General features: G+C 57.1%; 20 protein-coding genes. 3 read left to right on the top strand and 17 right to left on the bottom strand.

The window, feature by feature from the left end:
• Nucleotides 1-25: 25 nt before the first annotated feature.
• From AC6I8X_RS06515 to argH, 7 genes are read right to left on the bottom strand one after another with little or no spacing between them, the layout of a single operon-like run.
• The gene (locus AC6I8X_RS06515) at nt 26-1,384 is read right to left on the bottom strand and encodes an MmgE/PrpD family protein (protein WP_497840759.1); all 1,359 of its coding nucleotides are present in this window, start codon (nt 1,382-1,384) and stop codon (nt 26-28) included.
• On the bottom strand, nt 1,377-2,255 hold the full coding sequence (locus AC6I8X_RS06510; protein WP_497840758.1) for a polysaccharide deacetylase family protein: 879 nt from the start codon (nt 2,253-2,255) through the stop codon (nt 1,377-1,379). The genes AC6I8X_RS06515 and AC6I8X_RS06510 overlap by 8 nt, the downstream gene beginning before the upstream one ends.
• Complete coding sequence (locus AC6I8X_RS06505; RefSeq protein WP_313685925.1) at nt 2,248-3,093, bottom strand: polysaccharide deacetylase family protein; 846 nt, start codon at nt 3,091-3,093, stop codon at nt 2,248-2,250. Before AC6I8X_RS06505 ends, AC6I8X_RS06510 begins: the two co-directional genes overlap by 8 nt.
• A 13-nt stretch (nt 3,094-3,106) precedes the next feature.
• A complete protein-coding gene (locus AC6I8X_RS06500) occupies nt 3,107-3,931 on the bottom strand; it encodes an ABC transporter substrate-binding protein (protein WP_313685923.1) in 825 nt (274 codons plus the stop codon).
• A gap of 17 nt (nt 3,932-3,948) precedes the next feature.
• Complete coding sequence (locus AC6I8X_RS06495) at nt 3,949-4,713, bottom strand: amino acid ABC transporter ATP-binding protein (RefSeq protein WP_013508406.1); 765 nt, start codon at nt 4,711-4,713, stop codon at nt 3,949-3,951.
• Nucleotides 4,714-4,724: 11 nt separating this feature from the next.
• On the bottom strand, nt 4,725-5,597 hold the full coding sequence (locus AC6I8X_RS06490; RefSeq protein WP_313685918.1) for an amino acid ABC transporter permease: 873 nt from the start codon (nt 5,595-5,597) through the stop codon (nt 4,725-4,727).
• Nucleotides 5,598-5,607: 10 nt separating this feature from the next.
• A complete protein-coding gene (argH, locus tag AC6I8X_RS06485; RefSeq protein ID WP_497840757.1) occupies nt 5,608-7,035 on the bottom strand; it encodes an argininosuccinate lyase in 1,428 nt (475 codons plus the stop codon).
• Between the two features lie 146 nt (nt 7,036-7,181).
• On the opposite strand from argH, the gene AC6I8X_RS06480 reads away from it, so the two are divergent.
• Complete coding sequence (locus AC6I8X_RS06480) at nt 7,182-8,153, top strand: LysR family transcriptional regulator (RefSeq protein WP_497840756.1); 972 nt, start codon at nt 7,182-7,184, stop codon at nt 8,151-8,153.
• 83 nt (nt 8,154-8,236) lie between these two features.
• Here AC6I8X_RS06480 and AC6I8X_RS06475 read toward each other — a convergent pair whose 3' ends face one another.
• The 4 genes from AC6I8X_RS06475 to AC6I8X_RS06460 all read right to left on the bottom strand — a co-directional run bounded on the left by AC6I8X_RS06475 (nt 8,237) and on the right by AC6I8X_RS06460 (nt 11,084).
• Entirely contained in the window at nt 8,237-9,292 is a 1,056-nt protein-coding gene (locus AC6I8X_RS06475) for a hypothetical protein (protein ID WP_497840755.1), read from the bottom strand.
• Between the two features lie 255 nt (nt 9,293-9,547).
• Nucleotides 9,548-10,000, bottom strand: a complete 453-nt coding sequence (locus AC6I8X_RS06470; protein ID WP_313685910.1) for a GNAT family N-acetyltransferase — start codon at nt 9,998-10,000, stop codon at nt 9,548-9,550.
• A complete protein-coding gene (locus AC6I8X_RS06465) occupies nt 9,997-10,524 on the bottom strand; it encodes a GNAT family N-acetyltransferase (RefSeq protein ID WP_313685908.1) in 528 nt (175 codons plus the stop codon). Before AC6I8X_RS06465 ends, AC6I8X_RS06470 begins: the two co-directional genes overlap by 4 nt.
• Nucleotides 10,521-11,084 (bottom strand): helix-turn-helix domain-containing protein, encoded by a 564-nt coding sequence (locus AC6I8X_RS06460; protein WP_299446630.1) that lies wholly within the window; start codon nt 11,082-11,084, stop codon nt 10,521-10,523. The genes AC6I8X_RS06465 and AC6I8X_RS06460 overlap by 4 nt, the downstream gene beginning before the upstream one ends.
• Before the next feature lie 150 nt (nt 11,085-11,234).
• Between AC6I8X_RS06460 and AC6I8X_RS06455 the strand changes: the two genes are divergently transcribed.
• Entirely contained in the window at nt 11,235-11,972 is a 738-nt protein-coding gene (locus AC6I8X_RS06455) for a MerR family transcriptional regulator (RefSeq protein ID WP_313685905.1), read from the top strand.
• A gap of 78 nt (nt 11,973-12,050) precedes the next feature.
• Nucleotides 12,051-12,158, top strand: a complete 108-nt coding sequence (locus AC6I8X_RS06450; protein ID WP_013508398.1) for a YohO family small membrane protein — start codon at nt 12,051-12,053, stop codon at nt 12,156-12,158.
• Here the strand turns inward: AC6I8X_RS06450 and AC6I8X_RS06445 are convergent.
• The 6 genes from AC6I8X_RS06445 to AC6I8X_RS06420 form a co-directional block, all read right to left on the bottom strand.
• On the bottom strand, nt 12,139-12,870 hold the full coding sequence (locus tag AC6I8X_RS06445; RefSeq protein WP_497840754.1) for an ABC transporter permease: 732 nt from the start codon (nt 12,868-12,870) through the stop codon (nt 12,139-12,141). The two genes, AC6I8X_RS06450 and AC6I8X_RS06445, sit on opposite strands and share 20 nt — an antisense overlap.
• Nucleotides 12,870-13,805 (bottom strand): ABC transporter ATP-binding protein, encoded by a 936-nt coding sequence (locus tag AC6I8X_RS06440; protein ID WP_497840753.1) that lies wholly within the window; start codon nt 13,803-13,805, stop codon nt 12,870-12,872. Before AC6I8X_RS06440 ends, AC6I8X_RS06445 begins: the two co-directional genes overlap by 1 nt.
• Nucleotides 13,798-14,958 (bottom strand): ABC transporter permease, encoded by a 1,161-nt coding sequence (locus AC6I8X_RS06435; RefSeq protein WP_497840752.1) that lies wholly within the window; start codon nt 14,956-14,958, stop codon nt 13,798-13,800. The genes AC6I8X_RS06440 and AC6I8X_RS06435 overlap by 8 nt, the downstream gene beginning before the upstream one ends.
• 9 nt (nt 14,959-14,967) lie before the next feature.
• Nucleotides 14,968-15,876 carry a glycine betaine ABC transporter substrate-binding protein OsmF gene (osmF, locus tag AC6I8X_RS06430; protein WP_497840751.1) on the bottom strand — a complete coding sequence of 303 codons (909 nt, stop codon included), beginning with the start codon at nt 15,874-15,876 and terminating at the stop codon, nt 14,968-14,970.
• 266 nt (nt 15,877-16,142) lie between these two features.
• Nucleotides 16,143-16,676 carry an isopentenyl-diphosphate Delta-isomerase gene (idi, locus tag AC6I8X_RS06425; RefSeq protein WP_313685895.1) on the bottom strand — a complete coding sequence of 178 codons (534 nt, stop codon included), beginning with the start codon at nt 16,674-16,676 and terminating at the stop codon, nt 16,143-16,145.
• A gap of 185 nt (nt 16,677-16,861) precedes the next feature.
• A complete protein-coding gene (locus AC6I8X_RS06420) occupies nt 16,862-18,757 on the bottom strand; it encodes a methyl-accepting chemotaxis protein (RefSeq protein ID WP_497840750.1) in 1,896 nt (631 codons plus the stop codon).
• Between the last annotated feature and the right edge of the window lie 137 nt (nt 18,758-18,894).

The following is an 18,894-nucleotide window of genomic DNA, read 5'->3' as shown; positions in this document are numbered from 1 at the left end:
TCGCCATCAATGGCGACCCTACAACTTATGACGGCCGGGTCGCTAATAACGCCGTCATCTCACTCACATCAATGATCTCATCCAGCCTCAGACACAACGTCTCCAGCAGTACCACCTGTTCAGGTGGCAGCACACGCACGGCCAGGCTGCGGTACTTCGCGACCAGTGCTTCCAGGCTCAGCGGATTGGCAGGTGCACCGGACGGCACTGGCACATGTTGCTGCCATTGCGCACCCTGCACCGTCTCCAGCCGTACCCAGGGTTCGGCATCCCGGCTCTGTTCAGGATCGATCACCAGTTCGATGCGCGCCATCAGCGCTTCGGCATCCGGATGCAGGCGTTTCGCATCATCATAACTGTCCAGATCCGCTGCGCCATACAGCGCCCGTGCGGTCAGCGCATAAGGCAAACTCATCTGCGCAGCAGCGAGACTGGCAACGTCACGGGTACCACACATTTCCAGCAGGAACGGATTCAGTCCCACCACAATGCGGGCGATATCCGCCGTCGCCACCGCCTGCTGTTGCAGCATGATGCCCAGCGCATCAACCGCCGCGTGAGTACCACGGCAGGCAGCATAGGGTTTAATCGAACAGCGAGCCAGTTTCCACACCACGCCAAGATCGGCGACCAGCGCCTCTGGCTGCTGCGTCTCAGCCGCCAGGGTTTGCAGGAAACCACCCCAGCGCGCTTCAAATACCGCCGAAGGACCGCTGATACCGCGTTGCGCCAGCAATGCCGCCTGCACACCGCCTTCTGCCGCACGCGCCGCATGCAGTTTCTTGGTGTGGGAACCGTCGTGAATAAAGCCCCACAACCCGCCGCTGAAACTGGCCGCGATACCCAGCGCCGACGCACACTGCGCCGGGCTGAGTTGCAATAACGCGCACACCGCCGCCGCCGCACCGAATACCCCGCAGCTGGCTGTCGAGTGCCAGCCCGCGCCGTTATGTGCTGAATAGCCGCCACAGGCTTCCAGCACGCGGCGGCCAATGTCATAGCCGATGACCATTGCGGTGAGTAGCGCCTTGCCACTCACCGGCGTTGCTGCCAGCGGTAGCACCGCCAGCAGCGCCGGGATCACCACCGCACCGGAGTGATCGCAACCGCCGGTATCATCCAGCTCATACATATGCGCCGCCACACCGTTCAGCCACGCCGCCTGACGCGCGTTGACCTGCCCGGCACTGCCCCACACCTGCGCCTGCGCGTATCCGCCCTCTTCCTTTACCAGTGCCAGACACTCACGCCAGATCGGGCTGTCGCTGCCGGCCAGTGCCGCACCGAGCGTATCCAGCAAGTGACGTCTGGCCTGATCCACCAGCGCCTCCGGCAGTTGCTCAAAGCGGGTATCGGCGATAAAACTCGCCAGCTGATTAAGCATTGATCTCTCCGGTAACACGGGTGAACACCTCCGCCGGATGATCCGGTCCATTGTCCGGCTGGCTTTGCCAGTGCGTGGCCACCTGTTGCGCGGTGGCGATCCAGACGTTGTGTTGTTGCAGCGTCTCCAGCAGCGTTCGCAGCAGGCCGATACGTCCGGCAGTGCCGATGATTTCCGGGTGCAGCCGCAGCAGGTAGCACAGGCCAAAGCGATGAAAACCGTGGAAATCCTGCGTCAGGTTAGCCAGGGTTTCAGCATAAGGGGCGATACGGGATTGCCCCGGCGGAATGGCCGGGCTGAGATTAAAGGCAAAGTAAGGTTCATCTTCCAGCGTGTAGTGCATCGGCAGTTCCACCAGCCGGGTGCCGGGGTGGAAATACGGCAGATCGTCACCGCGCCAGCTCGATGACCAGCGGATGCCCAGTTCGATCAACGCCTGTGCCAGTCCGGGTTTCCATTGCCCCGCCGGGGTGCGAAAACCGGTAACCGGCTGGCCGGTTACCTGCGCCAGTTTGTCGCAGCCGCGCGTAATGCTGGCGATTTGCTGTTCCAGCGTCAGGCTGGAGAAATCTTCATGGCGATCGCCACTACAGGCGATTTCATGGCCGTCGGCGACCATACGTTGCACCAACTCCGGCTGCTCTTCCGCCACTATCGCCGGTAAGCACCAGCTGGCTTTCAGCTGTTTTTCCGCCAGCAAATTCAGCAGACGATCGACCCCGCGCAGCGTGCCATAGCGCCACACCGACAGGGTTTTATCCCGTCCGGCCACCGCCGGTGCCTGGGTGAGAATGCCGTGAATATCGTTAAAATCGATGGTGAGGATCGCCGCCGACTGGAATCCCAGCGGCCAGCGGGAAGATTCAGTCATGTTGCTGCTCCTGCAAATACCACTGCGCCACCGCATCACAGCGCGCAAACCACACATCATCACGCGCCGTCATATGTTCAAACAGCTGCTCCAGCAGCAGCAGACGTCCCGGCTGGCCGGAGATTTTTGGATGGAACAAGGTGGTCAGGCAAAGCCCCTCATCCATCGCCCCATCAAATTCCCGCTGCCAGTTATCACGCGTATGGGCATAGCTGCTGATGCGATCGCCACCTTTCGGGAAGTCAGGCTGGCGCGTATAGGCCAGCGAAGCGTAATCATCCATCTCCCATTTGCCCGGGATCTCCACCAGCGGCGTGTGCCCTGCCACCGCAATGCTGTAGGGACGATCGTCGCCACGCATACTGCTGGAGTAAATCACGCCGGCTTCACGCAGGATCTGCGGAGTTTCCGCATGCCAGTCGCCTGATGGCGTGCGGAAGCCACAGGCGGTGATGCCGAGATATTGTTTAAAAATCGCCGCCGATTGCGCCATCACCGCCCGCTGTTCCTCGGGGGAAATGGCCCAGAAAGATTCGTGGCGGTAGCCGTGATAGGCCACTTCATGGCCCTGCTCAACAATCGCCTGACACTGCTGCGGCCACTGCTCCACCACCCATGCGGGAACAAAAAAGGTGGCGGGCAGTTGAAACGCCCGCAGCATATCGAGCAAACGCCCGAGCGCACGGTACGGACCGTAAGCGCCAAAAGTGAAATACTCTGGCGTGGACCACAGGCTGCCATTCAACATGGCATCACCGGTGGGACCGTCAAGGTCAAATGCCAGCGCCATACAGCCGCGCTTACCCTGCGGCCAGCGCACTGCGCCCGGTTGTTGCATCGAAGGCCTCCTGTTAGCCCTGGTTCACCGTGGCCTGTGCCACGCCATTGTCGTTCAGACCCCATTTGCTGAGGATCTTCTGGTAGCTGCCATCGGCGATCATCGCATCCAGCGCTGCCTGTACCGCTTTGGTCAAATCCCCGGCATCTTTGCCGATCGCCATGCCGGTGTACTGGAAGGAGAAGGCTTTATCGAGTGGCTTAAAGGTGCCTTTTTCCAGGTTCATGATGTACGGCAGGGTTTCGCTGCCCTGCACCGCGCCATCCAGACGACGCTGACGCAGCTGGGTACGCGCATCCGCCGTCCCTTCTGCACCCACCACGATGATGGCAGGCTTACCAGCGGCTTCGCAGTGCGCCTTGCTCCAGTTAGCAATCTCCTGCGGGAAGGTGGTACGGCGGCTGGTGCCGACGCGTTTGCCACACAGATCCATCGCGCTGTTGATGTCGCTACGCGCGGATAAGGTGTAGAACTGCGGACCGGTTTTGAAGTAATCGATAAAGTTGACCACCTTCTGGCGTTCTTTGGTGTCGGTCATGCCGGACATCACCATGTCAACGCGTTTGGTGACGACCGCGTTGACCATCTGTTCAAAGGCAATTTCCTGCCAGTTAATCTTCACGCCCAGCTTCTGGCCAATCGCCATACCGAGGTCGTAATCGACGCCGGTCAGCTGGTTGCTGGCCGGATCTTTGAAGTCCATTGGCGGGTAGTTCGGCATAATCGCCACGGTCAAACCTTTCTCTTTAATTGCCGCTGGTACGGCGATGTCGGCAGCCCAGGCCGTCGATTGCAGCAAAAGTGCGGCGCTGATGGCGCTCAGTAACAACTTTTTCATTTATTTCACCCCGGTAGTTAAAGAAGAATCGCGTTGATAAAGTTTTTCATCCGTGGGTTTTGCGGGTTCAGCAGAATGTCTTCTGGCGCGCCCTGCTCGATAATGCGTCCCTCATCCATAAACACCACCTGGTTCGCCACCTCACGGGCAAAGCCCATCTCATGAGTGACCACCAGCATGGTGGTGCCTTCTTTTGCCAGTTGACGCATCACCGCCAGCACTTCACCGACCATTTCCGGGTCGAGCGCCGAGGTGGGCTCATCAAACAGCATTAATTTCGGTTTCATTGCCAGCGCACGGGCAATCGCCACGCGCTGCTGCTGACCACCGGATAACGACTGCGGATAGTCATGGGCCTTGTGAGCCAGACCAACCCGATCCAGCAGCGCCATAGCTTCTTCGCTGGCTTCACGCTTCGGACGCAGCAGCACCCGGCATGGCCCTTCGATAATGTTTTCCAGCGCAGTTTTATGCGGGAATAGGTTGAAGCGCTGGAACACCATGCCGGTTTGCAGACGCTGACGGGCAATCTGCTTGTCGCTCAGCGGATAGAGTTTGTTGCCATTGATGCGGTACCCCGCCAGTTCGTTATCGACCCAGATACCGCCCTGATCGACCTTCTCCAGCTGGTTAATGCAGCGCAAAAAGGTGCTTTTACCGGAGCCGGATGGGCCGAGGATGCACATCACCTCGCCGTAATTCACTTCGAGGCTGACATCCTTCAGCGCGTGGAATTGGTCGAAATATTTGTTCACCTTGACGGCGCGCACGATGTTTCTCATCTCGGACTCTCTTAGTGATGACGGCGGTGGCCGCGTGAGAAGTAGCGTTCCAGCTGGCTCTGGCCGAACGACAGCACCGTCACCACGATCAGGTACCAGATACCCGCCACGAACAGCAGCTCCATGACGCGCGCATTGGCGAAGTAGATGTTCTGGGTGTTGTAGAGCAGTTCGGAGTACTGAATCATGCTCGCCAGACTGGTGGTTTTGATCATGCTGATAAATTCATTGCCGACCGGCGGCAGGATGACGCGCATCGCCTGCGGCAGGATGATGCGTTGCAGCGCCTGCAAGCGCGGCATGCCGATGGCTTTCGCCGCTTCGTACTGGCCGGTGTCCACCGACAGCAATCCGGCGCGCACCACTTCGGAGGTGTAAGCCCCCTGGTTGATACTCAGACCCAGTAATGCCGCGAGGAATGGTGTCATAACCGTGACGGTCTGCACGCTAAACACACCCGGTATGCTGATGGTGGGAAAGACCAGCGCGAGGTTAAACCACAGCAGCAGTTGCAGAATCAGCGGCGTGCCACGAAAGATCCAGGCGTAACCGACCGCGATGTAATGCAGCACCGGGTTGGGCGACATATACATGATGGCGGTGATCACCCCGAACAGGATGCCAAAGCCCATCGCCAGCACGGACATGATCAGGGTGTTTACCACCCCGTCGAGAATCGCTTTGGCGGTAAAGAACTGGCCAACGAACGACCATTCAATATTGCCGTGGGCAAACGCGTTCACCAGCAACGCCAGCAGGATCAGGATCACCGCCGAAGCGGTGATTCGCCCGTAATAACGACGCGGCACCACCTGATAGCGATCCAGATCGTAATGCGGCTGGCGGCTGGCGTTGTTGAGTTCAGTCGGTGTCGATTGCGACATAAGCGTCTCCTCAGGCACGCGGGCCAGCGTAATCATCAGCCCACTGCTGCTGGGCCTGCATCAGGGTGTGCAGACGCGCCAGCTGCTCGCGCACGCGTTCCGGGGCCGTACCACCGTAACCGTTACGCACCGCCAGCGCTGACTCCAGCGTTAACGCGCCGCGTACTTCGGCGGTGAGACGGCTATCCACCGCCTGAAGTTGTGCGTCGCTGAGGTCCGACAGGCCACAACCTTCGTGCTCGCACAGCTGTACCAGCTGGCCGGTGATTTCGTGGGCTTCACGGAACGGTACGCCGCGCATCGCCAGCCAGTCGGCCACTTCAGTCGCCAGCGTAAAGCCATCCGGTGCCTGCTCGCGCATCACGTCGGTATTGAATTTCAGTGTCGCCATCATGCCCGCCATCGCTGGCAGCACCAGCAGCAGGGTATCAACCGCATCAATCACGTTGCGTTTGTCATCGCTCAGATCACGGTTGTAGGAAAGCGGCATGGCTTTCATGGTGGTGAGCAGCGCCATCAGGTTACCGACCAGACGACCGGAACGACCACGCGTCAGCTCGGCAATATCCGGGTTCTTTTTCTGCGGCATGATCGAGCTGCCGGTGGCGTAGCTGTCGTGCAGCTCGACCCAGCGAAACTGGCGCGAGGCCCACATGCACACTTCTTCGCACAGGCGCGACAGGTTGATGCCAATCATGCTGGTGACAAACAGGAATTCCGCGGCGTAGTCACGGCTGGCAACGGCATCAATCGAGTTCTCGCACGGTGCGAGGTAGGCCAGATCCACCGCCGCCAGTTCCGGCTGGCGCGCAATCGCCGAACCGGCCATTGCGGCAGCGCCAAGCGGGCAGCGTGCGCTGCGACGATCCCAGTCCTGCATACGTTCGATATCGCGGGCGAAAGATTGTGCATGGGCCAGCAACTGATGACCAAACACAATCGGCTGCGCCTGTTGCAGATGGGTAAAGCCCGGTGCCACACTTTCGGTGTGCTGCGCCGCCTGCTCAACCAGCGCCTGTTGCAAACCCAGCAGCGCGGTCACCACCTTACGCCCGTTGTCGCGCAGATAGAGGCGCAAATCGTTGACGGTCTGATCGTTACGTGAACGACCGGCACGCAGCTTGCCACCCAGCGGCCCCAGGCGCTCCGTCAGCGCACGTTCGATAAAGGTATGCACATCTTCGTCAGCGGCGATGGGATGCAGCTGACCGGCGCGGAAGTCAGCATCCAGTTGATCAATCGCGGCCAGCATGGTGCTCAGTTCTGCGTCGCTCAGCAGGCCACCACGCATCAGTTCGCGAGCATGGGCGCGACAACCCGCTAAATCGTAAGGAGCCAGGGCAAAGTAGTAATCCGGGCTACGAGACAGCGCAGTTAAACTGGCGGCAGGCGCCGCTTTAAAACGCGCACCCCATAACAGTTCGGCTTTATCAGACATGCAATTTTCCCTTACAGATAATCAATAGCGAGATGAATGGCGTGCCAGCGATAATAAAAACTTATTTTATTTCCGTGCTGGTAAACGTGGCACATTTCAGGTTCACTACACTTTCACCGCAATAATTCCGGAGTTGAATAGCAAAGATGGAAAGTAAAGTTTCCCAGTCTGGAAACAATGCAATCAATCGCAGCGATAATGCGGTGCTGGCATTAAGTAATATCGATTTAAAATTGCTGCGCGTATTTAAATGTGTGGTGGAAGCCGGTGGATTAACCGCGGCCAGCCATGAGCTGAATATTGGTCTGGCGGCGATCAGTAAGCAGGTTTCCGATTTGGAAATTCGTCTGGGTATGACACTGTGCAGCCGCGGGCGCGAAGGCTTTGAATTGACGCAGTACGGCATCAATGTCTATCAGGCGACGCTGGAGCTGTTTGTCTCCCTCAACCTGTTCCGTGAACGCCTGCACAACAGCCGCAACGAGCTGCTGGGCGACATCGCCATTTGCGTGGTGGATAACACCATTTCCGATCCACAATCGCCGGTCACCAGCGCGGTGCAGCAGTTGCACCAGAATGCACCAAAAGTGCAAATCCGTCTGCAAACGGCGCAATTAGATGATATTGAACGCGGTATTAGCGAAGGACGATTTCATTGCGGCATCGCGCCAGTTTATGAAATGAAAAGTGATTTCGATTACTTCCCGTTATATAAAGAATATTCGAAATTATATTGTTCCACTGGTCACCCACTTTATTCCGGCAGTCGTGACAATAAAATATCGCTGGAATTATTACGCGAGCAAAAAGTCATTAATCATTTATATGTTACCCCGCGCGATGCACGACGCCTGATTCCATTACAAGACAGCGGTGTACAGGCGGTTCAGGTTGAATCTGTTGCCATGCTGATTCTGACCGGACATTTTATTGGTTATTTACCTGAACACTACGCGGCTGCGTTTATTACGCGCGGTCAGCTATGTGAATTGGGTGATGAATCGATACGCATGGAAAATCCGTTCTGCCTGATGATGAAGAAAGGCCGCAAAATAAACCCGATTATCCGGCTGTTTATGCAGGCACTGGCGATCCCGGAGGCTGAGGTGGCGCACTAATTTGGTGCACACCCGCGCGATAAATCGCGCCGCTACGGTTGGTGCGGAGATGAACGCCACAACCCAATATCGCATCAGGTTTATCAGCCCAGCCTCGGACTGGCCACCATCCTGAGTCTGCCGCGCTCGTTTTCAGCCTGCACGATTTCCACTTCCGCCTCACCTCGCGCCTTCTTCATCTGATTCACATGGTTGCGCACCTTATAAAACGCGGTATCTGCCGGATGATCGTCAAAATCCGGTATCGCGACGTGCGGGGAGAAAACGCCATCGCAATTAAACATAAAGTTATTTTTGTTAAGCCGCGCATCAGTACGAACCCTCTCTGCCCGCGCTTTATTATTTTCACATGTGCGGCTCAGCTCAGAATTCTCCGTAATCACAGCCTGTGCGAAACGTTTTTTTTCCCTGATCCCTTTTCTTATCTCATTATCATCAGGCGTGATGGGCGAATCATTCAGCTCAATGCGCATTTTATCAAGGTGGTTAATTTTCTCAGTGAGAAACGCGATATTGGCAGCAATTTTCAACATCGTCTCATCACAATCCAGCAGGCAGCTTTGATCCCCGTAGGTTTGTAACATCATATTTAATTCGCTGTTCGCCTCTCTAATGTTATCAAATATCATCTGACAAAGAATGCTCATATAAGACTGGCTAAATATCACCACTTCATTATCTTCGATAATACGATCCAGTATTCTTTTGCAATCTTTCATTTGGGAAATCTTACCGTCCGTCTCTTCCCTTTGCTGGACAATCTCCCGGCGCGATCTTTTGTTTGACTGATGCTGAGAGGGCAGCATGATAGCGGGAGCGGCTACAGGCGCAACCTTACCGGCACTGCTGAGTACAGCCACCGCCTTGTCCGGTGTTCCATCGCTCCCTGAAGCGGGTGCAATACTTGCCAGTAACATCGCGAATGTTAATACCTGCCCGGCATCTCTCCAGTTTAGCTTTAAATAATCCGTGGTCGCATGGCGTGCGATATTTGACGAGATTTGGTGGCTGACATTATAAGAGGCGGTTATTTCTGGGATTAAATAGGATGTGCAGACCCTGTTTTTTTTCTTCGCATGATGGAGATTGGGATCATGGCATTCAGCATATCTGAAGTTGAGATGGGTATAAATTTTCATAATGCCTCATATCTTTAATCATTTTACTTCCCGTTGACATCGCCAGAAAACCTTTTCCTGTTATGAGGCATTTATTATATTACCATTTCAGATTGCAACCCCGATTGAATAGTTGAAACTGACTCCATCTACCCGCTTTATTCAATATTCCACTCTACTGAATTAACATATAGTCACCTCGCACGATTTTTCCATTTTTTTTACAAAGTACGATGGGATAACCGTGCGTCAGGTGTGATTATGAATAGGTAAGGTTTAAACCAGCACTTTCCCCAGACACTGCGCCGCCGCATTACCAACATAGTGACCAAAAGGGGCAATCGCCTGGTAGCCCTGCCGGGCATAGAACGCCAGCGCACGCCGATTAACTTTGCGCGTTTCCAGCCACATTGCCTGATAGCCCTGCGCCCGTGCCTGTTGTTCCAGAAACTGTAAAAGTGCCGCACCGATGCCCTGCCCACCGCTTAATGCATACATCCGCTTCAGTTCGGCGATACCCGGTTGCAACGGACGAAACGCGCCACAGCCCACCGGCCTGCGCTGAGCATCGCGCGCAATGGCAAAGCAACTGCCGGATTGCTGCATCGCGTCCGGGTCAAAACTGGCGCGCCCGCTGCTGCCAGTGAGCTGCGCCAGCGTAGTGGATAAGCGATCCAGCAGCCAGTCGGCATCCGGCTGTTGAATCGACTCCTGCGCCACCACAATCATGCGAGTGCCCGCAGCGTCTTAAACATCACGGTGGTGGCATCCAGTACGCCTTCCGTGGACTCGGCATAGTACGGAATGGAACCGGCAATCTGCCAGTCAAGCGACAGATAGAGGGCCGTCGCCACATCACCGCTACGCGTATCCAGCACCAGCAAGGTTTTCCCTTTATCTGCCGCCAGTTGTTCTGCCTGCTGCATCAGGCGTCGGGCAATCCCCTGACGACGAGCACGCGGATGTACCAGCAATTTGCTGATCTCGGCACGGTGACGACCATTGGGCATCGCGCTATAGCCCACCATCACCGTCGCCACGATCTCACCGTGCAGACGCGCCACCAGCAGCTGATTATCGCCACTGGCAAGGCTGAAAATTTTGTCCTGCCAGAAACGCTCAATCACCGCCCTATCGCTGGCGTCGATAAAACCCACGCTGGCCCCATCTGCCACGCAGCCCTGCAAAACATCACACAACGCGCCAATTAAGGGTTGCGCCTGGCTGGCACTAAGCTGTTCGATCTCAATCATGGTTTGCACACCACCAGAATGTAACGTGCCCCGCCCTGCGGGTGCGCGGTAAAGGAAGATTTGCCGTTCAGATGGAAACGCAGGCAGTCACCGGCCTGTAAGGTCCAGCTTTGCGATTCCATGGTGATGGTCAGTTCACCGGATTGTAACCAGATATGCTGCTCCAGCCCCTGCACCGGCGGCGCGTCATAATCGATACGCGACCCCGGTTGCAGCACCGCTTCCACCATTTCTGCTCTAAAATGAGAAGCAGGTGGCGAAACGTTGCGGCGCTGAAAGCCGCTCTGCTCATCCACCCATACCGGCTGCTGTTCGGCTGTCAGCAGCAGCAGCGCGTCCTCCTCGACCTCACTCAGTAAACGCGACATGGTGAGACCGTAGGCAACACAGAGCCGGTTAAGCAACGCTGCCGTTGGGCTGGTCTCCGCGCGCTCAATGCGCGACAATGTCGCCCGACTGATGCCGGTGGCCATCGCCAGTTCATCCAGCGACCAGCCGCGTTGCAGGCGTAATTCCGCCAGACGTGCGGCCAGACGGTCTTCGGTATCCGGTTCAGACATGATAACCTCTCATATATGGATTTAATTTCTCATATGTGAGATAAAGCCTGAAAACATGACCCACGTCAACTTGTACAAAAAAAATTTAATTGTACAAGTTTGCAACCACAGTTATGGTGAGGTATCGCAGGTTAGTAGATTGAGGAAGATATGGCCTTATACAGTATCGGTGACGTTGCCGAACGCTGTGGAATCAATCCGGTAACACTTCGCGCATGGCAGCGACGTTACGGTCTGTTAAAGCCCCAGCGCACCGAAGGCGGTCACCGACAGTTTGATGATGAAGATGTTCAGCGCATTGAAGAGATCAAGCGCTGGATAGAAAGTGGCGTGCCCGTGGGTAAGGTGAAAGCCTTGCTGGAAGGGGAAAGCGTCAATGTGCATGATGGCTGGAACACGCTACAGGAAGAACTGATGAGCGTGTTGCGCCATGTCAGACCTTCCAAGCTGCGGGCCAAAATCGCCACCATCGGGCGTGAACATCCGGTGGATGCGCTGATCGATCACGTCATTGTGCCGGTGCGTCAACGACTTGGGCTGGATCAGAATACCGCACGTACCATGTGCAGCCTGCTGGATGGCGCGTTAATTGACTACGTGACGTTTTGCCTGACCGGCTCACGTAAAAAAGCCGGGAAAGATGCGCTGATGATCGGCTGGGGCGTGGAAGATCGCACACGTATCTGGCTGGAAGCCTGGCGGCTATCGCAGCTGGGATGGCGGATGGATGTGCTGGCAGAACCGCTGGAACTGCCGCGCCCGGAGTTGTTCCCCGGCCAGAATCTGTTTGTCTGGACAGGAAAAAAACTGACCCGCCGTCAGCATGAGCAACTGGAACACTGGCAGGCGCAGGGCTTTAATATCCACCTGCACGATCCGATGCAGTAAAAACGCACACATCGGCCTTTGCCTCGGCGGATGTGCGCGTTATCATGCCGCCCTCCATGACTTTTTTCAGGTTTCGACATGAACTGGCAAAAAATCTTCATCTCCACCCTGTTTGCCGTGATGGCGCTCGGTGGTATGGGCGGCCTGATGCTGGTTGGCTACAGCCTTATCCTTCACGCCAACTAAGCCAGCGCTGCAACCGCTCCAGCGCGCGATCGCACACCAGCGCCAGCAACGCCACCAGCACCGCCCCCTGAATGATGTAGGCGGTGTTGAATCCGCTCAGGCCGATTATCACCGGCGATCCCAGACTTTCCGCACCCACCGTTGACGCAATCGCCGCCGTACCGATGTTGATCATCACCGAAGTACGAATCCCGGCCATGATCACCGGCGCAGCCAGGGCCAGCTCAATTTGCCATAAACGCCGCCATGGTCCCATGCCAAGACCGATGGCGATTTCACGATTGCTGGCGGGTACGCTATCCAGCCCGGCGAGGGTACCCTGTAAAATCGGCAGCAAACCATACAGAAACAACGCGATCACCGCAGGCAGCGCGCCAAACCCCATCACCGGCACCGCGATGGCCAGTACTGCCACTGGCGGAAAAGTTTGACCGGCGGCGGCCAGTGTTTCCAGCAGTGGGCGAAAGGCCCGTCCGCTCTGGCGCGTGGCAAACACCGCGCAACTCACCCCGACCACCATCGCCAGTACGCTGGCGCTGACCACCAGCCACAAATGCGCCAGCGCCAGTCGCCAGAAACTGTCCTGCTGATATAAAGGCCGCTCCAGCTGCGGAAACCAGGCGCTAAACAGCGGCGCGCTGTATGGCAACCCCCACAGCAGCAACAGAAATAGCGCCAGCAGCCAGCTCAGCGGATCTTTGAGCCAGCGCATCAGCCCGCCTCGCGCTGGTGCAGCAGATCGCTAAAATGCAGCACCCCAAGCGGTTGCTGATGCTGATCGACCACCGGCAGCTTGTCGGTACGTCGGGCAATGAACTGCGACAACGCCTCGCGCAGCGTGAGCGCCGCGGCGATCGGCTCCGTCTCCAGCCATTCCCCGCGCCGTACCGCGTTACCGGCCCGCCCCAGTGCCAGCAAACGCACACCCAGTTCACTGTGACCAAAAAATTCGCGCGCAAAATCGCTGGCGGGCTGAGTCAGCAGTTCGATCGGTTTGCCCTGCTGCACAATCTCCCCACCATCCATCAGCACCAGATGATCTGCCAGCGTCAGCGCCTCGTCGATATCGTGCGTCACCAGCACGATAGTGCGGCCGGACAGCCGATGAATGCGCAGCATCTCCTGTTGCAACGCCTGCCGGTTCACCGGGTCGAGCGCACCGAACGGTTCATCCATCAGCAATAATTCGGGATCGGCCGCCAGCGCACGTGCCACGCCGACACGCTGCTGCTGCCCGCCAGATAGCTGATGCGGATAGCGGGTGGACAGATGCGGGTCCAGATTCAGCAGCGCCAGCAGTTCCGCCACGCGCTCGCGAATGCGCGCCTGTGGCCAACCCAGCAACGACGGCACGGTAGCGATGTTTTTCGCCACGCTCCAGTGCGGAAACAAGCCGATGGACTGAATGGCATAGCCGATGCGCCGCCGTAACGCACGCGCATCCATGCGTTCAATCGCCTCACCGGCGAAGCGAATTTCCCCGCTATCATGCTCTACCAGCCGGTTGATCATTTTCAGCGTGGTGGATTTACCGGAACCAGAGGTGCCAATCAGCACCGTAAAGCTCCCCTTTGCAATCTGCAGCGACAGGTTGCGCACCGCCGCTTTACCGTCGAAGATTTTATTTACCTGATGAAATTCAATCATGTTGTCTCTCCAGCAGTGCCGCCACTAAACGCAGCAGCGCATCGGCGATGACCGCCAGCGCAACGACCGGGATCACCCCCAGCAGCACCAAATCCAGGGCGCTACTCAGCAACCCCTGAAACAGAATGGCGCCAAACCCCCCCGCGCCAATCAGCGCCGCAACCACCGCCAGCCCCAGCGTCTGTACCACCACCACCCGCAACCCGGACAGCCACACCGGCAGCGCCAGCGGCAGTTCCGCATGCCAGAACTGTTGCCAGCGGCTCATCCCCATACCGCGCGCCGTTTCCCGCACCTCTGGCGGCACCTGCTGCAGACCCGCCACCACGCTGCGCACCAGCGGCAGCAACGCGTACAGCACCAGCGCAATCAGCGCCGGTGCCATGCCAATACCGGCAATGCCCCAGCGCCCGAGAACCGGGAAATGGGCAGCCAGCCCGGCCAATGGCGCAATCAGCAGGCCAAACAGCGCTACCGAGGGGATGGTTTGAATCAGGTTCAGCACGCTAAACGCCGCCTGCTGCCAGCGTGTGCGCCGGGCAATGAGGATGCCGAGCGGCAGGCCAATCAGCAGCGTCGGCAGCAGCGTGCCACCGAGCAAGGTCAGATGCTGGCTGAAAGCCGCGTCAAAGGTCGCGCTACGGTTGGCATACTCTTTTAACAGGGAAAGTTGATTGAGATGGCCGCTCAGCAACAGGCCAAGTGGTAACAACCACATTTGCAGATTGAGCAGGATGCGCCATGTGGTTTGCGGGCTGAGCTGACGCACCGCTTCGGCGGCCAGCAGCAGAGACAGGGCCGCCGCACTCCATAATCCGCTACCAAAAGCGGTGCGCGCCAGCCGGCTGCCACTCTGCGCCAGGAGCGTCGCCTGATGTCCACCCAGCCAGATCAGCAGCGTAAACAGGCATTCGGCACTCACCAGCAGCAGCAATGCGCTACGGCGACCGGGCTGGCACAACAACAACAGCCAGAGTGCCAGCATAGGAAGCAGCAGCCCTCCCCCCAGTGGGATCTGCCACAGCAACAGCGGCTGGCCTGACACCAGCCGGTTGGCGGCATAACTGAGCAGCGGCAGCGTGGCAAACGTCAGGCTTAGCAGCACCACCAGCAGCAGAATCACCGGTTGCTGGCGTGGCCTTTGCGTGATCAATGCCACGCGTTACAGCAACTTATTCTGCTGTAGCCACGTTTTAGCCACCTGACTGGCATCCTGACCCTCCACCGCGATCTGCGCGTTAAGCTGTTGCAGCGTCTTTTCGTCGAGTTTGCTGAACACCGGCTGTAGCCAGCTGGCAATCTCAGGATATTGCTTCAGCACAACATCGCGGATCACCGGGGTGGGCGCGTAAATCGGCTGTACGCCTTTCGGATCGGTCAACGTTTGCAGCCCCAGCGCCGCGACCGGGCCATCAGTGCCGTAAGCCATCGCCGCATTCACCCCGGAAGTTTGCTGCGCCGCCGCTTTGATGGTCACCGCCGTATCGCCGCCCGCCAGCGACAGTAGCTGTGACTGATCAAGTTTGAAATCATAGGCTTTTTCAAACGCCGGTAACGCATCGCTGCGCTCAATAAATTCTGCCGAGGCTGCCAGTTTGAAGGTGCCACCCTTTTTCAGATACTGGCTCAAATCCGCCAGCGAGGTGAGTTTGTTTTTCTCAGCAACATCGCTGCGTACCGCGATGGTCCAGGTGTTGTTGGCGGGTGCAGGGGTCAGCCAGACCAGATGATTTTTCTCCGCATCCAGGGTTTTGACCTTCTCATAACCCTGCTGCGCATTCTTCCACGCCGGATCTTTCTCATCATTAAAGAAAAACGCCCCGTTACCGGTGTATTCAGGATAGATATCCAGCGCTCCGGCGGTAATGGCACCGCGTACCACCTGGGTGGTGCCAAGCTGAATTTTGTTCACCGTCGGCACCCCGTGCTTGTTCAGCACCTGCAAAATAATATTGCCGAGCAGCGAACCTTCCGTATCAATCTTTGAACCCACCCGCACCGAATCCGCCGCCTGCGCTGCGCCAACACTCATTGCCAATGCTATCAGTCCCAGTAAACCCTGCTTAATCATGCCGTTCACCCTCGATATTGTTATCGTATGTTGAGTTACAAGCGTAGCCTGGCGAACCGGGATGGGCGCGGTCAAGTGCGCGAGGGGCTTTCACTTCGCTCAATTTCTGCTAGCCATTTCAAATCAGTTATAACCAATTCGCAGTTAATATAACCAAATGGAATTTTTCAGCAGCGAACTGAGGATGTTCGGCATCAAAGATGTTGCACGCGAGTGAAGCTCATGCTGACCGGCACCGGGATGGTGGTGGTCACGCATTCAGGGGATCAAGCCGTGATCTGAAAAGCATCCAGAGTGGCGGGAATCCGCGCAAAAGTGTAGAGAAACCATGGGGTAAACTGTGTCGGTTGCTGCGCGATATCTCGCTGGATCTGCGCCACAGAACGGTAGCACCAGGCGTCGGCTTCTTCCGGGTTTAACTCGGGCTGCTCGTCACTGATGGCAAAAAATACGTGACCATATTCATGTTCTGTCAGGCCATTGCTGAGCGGCAGGTTATAGCTCAGTTCAAATACCGGGGTCAGCGTCAGCGTCAGCCCCATCTCTTCGCGCAAGCGGCGTTCCGCGGCAGCGCGGGTCGATTCCTGTGGATAGGGATGACCGCAACAGGTGTTGCTCCACAATCCACCGCAGTGATATTTACCACTGGCGCGTCGCTGCAGTAGCAGTTCATGCCGCGAGTTAAATACGTAAACCGTTACCGCACGATGCAGTAATCCTTTTTCATGAACTTCCAGCTTTTCCATCTTGCCGGTGGGACGATCGAGGTGGTCAACGAGAATAACTTCTATGGCGGACATGACAACTCCTTCAGAAAAATCTCAACCATTGTACACAATCGAGACGCAGAGGGCGGGAGAAATTGCGTACATTCCGTGCGTTTCCGTAACGGAAGGTTAATCTTAGCAGTCAGCACAAAAAATGGGGAATTTACGATTAGAAAGGAGAATCGGCAGCCCGGAATGAGCTGCCGTGCCAGGTAAGGTTAGAGTTTAAAGCTATGCACCACCTGCTCCAGTTGCACGCTCTGTTCTTCCATCGCACGCGCCGCAGCGGAAACCTGTTCAACCAACGCGGCATTTTGCTGGGTGCTACCATCAAGCTGGGTAATAGCGACGTTAACCTGATCGATGCCCAGGCTTTGCTCGCGGCTGGCAGACATGATTTCAGCCATCAGGGTGGTCACGCTGCTGACGCCCTGCATCAGTTCATCCATGGTCTGCCCGGCCTGCTCCACCAGCTGGCTGCCGGTATCGATATTGGCGACTGATTCCTCAATTAGCTTTTTAATCTCACGCGCCGAATTCGCCGAGCGTTGCGCCAGATTGCGCACTTCCGAGGCCACCACGGCGAAACCACGTCCCTGCTCTCCTGCGCGCGCGGCCTCCACCGCAGCGTTCAGCGCAAGGATATTGGTCTGGAAAGCGATGCTGTCGATGACGCTAATGATATCCACCACTTTGCGCGAGGAGTGGTGAATCTCACCCATGGTACTTACCACCTGACGCACCACTTCGGTACCGCGTGCCGCCACCTGCGAGGCCCCATCAGCCAGCTGATTGGCATGGGTGGCATTATCGGCGTTCTGACGTACCGTACCGGTTAACTCTTCCATCGAGGCAGCCGTTTCAACTATCGAGCTAGCCTGCGATTCGGTACGTGCGGAGAGATCCGCATTGCCACTGGCAATCTCGCGCGAAGCCGCGGTGATGGCCAGCGCACTGTCGCCCACCTGGCGCATCAGTCCCTGCAAATAGGCGATAAACTGGTTGAAACTCTGCGCTACCGCGTTGAATTCCGGGCTGTTGCTGGCCGGCAAACGCTGGGTCAGATCGGCCCCCCCGGTTGATAACGCTTCGATATTGCGGTTCAGCAGACTGAGACGCTTCATCATGGCGCGCACAAAACCGAGCAGCACCAGTAGCAGGATCACCGCCAGCGGGATTTGCACCAGACCAAGGCGCGTCAACATGCTATGGGTTTGAGCATCCAGCAGGCTCGATGGAACATCACTGGCCAGATACCAGGGGCTGCCGGGAATCGCTTGCAGGAACAGGGTATGTTCTCCGTCATCACCTTTGTAGCTGGCCTGCGTCGGCTGCGCCCCCGCTTGCGCCAGCAAGGTTTTCAGGGTCGCTGCCAGCGGCAGTTGAGTGTCTGCCAGATTTTCCAGTTTTGGCGTCCCCTCTACCAGCGCGGCGTTACCCACCACTTTGCCATCGGCCTCGACGATCAGCACGCGCCCCTGGATTGCTTCGCCCATTTGCTTCGCCAGCTGGTTGAAAAAGCCGAGGGTGACGTCAATGGTTGCGACGCCCCAGACCGTGCCATTGCGGTAAATCGCCATCGCACAGTTGGTACGCGGCTGCGGGCTGGCTGCATCCTGATAGGCTTTCGCCCAGGCGCACTGCCCTTTGGCCGCAGCCATGCCATCTTTGTACCACGGCTGCTCCCAGTATTTATCGGCAGCATCGGAGTTCCAGTAGGTATTCACCTGCAGCTGATTACTGGCGTTGCGCGCAAAGAACGAGCTGTCTTTTTCTTTGGCGGGATCGCGGCGATTGGGTAACGGCCAGATGCCGCCGCCAAACACGTTGCTATCCTGATATTGGTTCACCAGCGCGGGCAGCAGCGTATCAATGCTGGCGCTGTCCATCACTCCGGCGGCTTCGGTAATGGCGCGTTGCTGCGCCTGTACGCGGTTCATCTGCTCGACGATGCGTCCAGCCAGGCCGTCCACTTCGTAACGCACCAGGCGGCTCTCATTTTGCGTGAGTTGCGGCGCAATAAACTGGTTGATCACCATCACGGTGACCAGCATCAGGACAACGAAAAACGCGATGAGGGTCGCGGTGAAACGTGATTGTGTGGTTTTTAACATTGGAGTGCCCTTACCCTGGAGTGGCGAGATGCCTGATCCGGGTTAACGGCTTGTTAAGAAGGAACTTGAGGTGCGCACGATCACAAAGCAATAAAATAGTTGATGCGGGTAAGGATCCAGCGGCGCGACGTCTCACG

The organism is Pantoea sp. X-Soil-TKNS-1280, from assembly GCF_059730475.1.
Note: the sequence above shows the minus strand (reverse complement) of the source record. Positions and strands in the feature narration are given on the sequence as shown.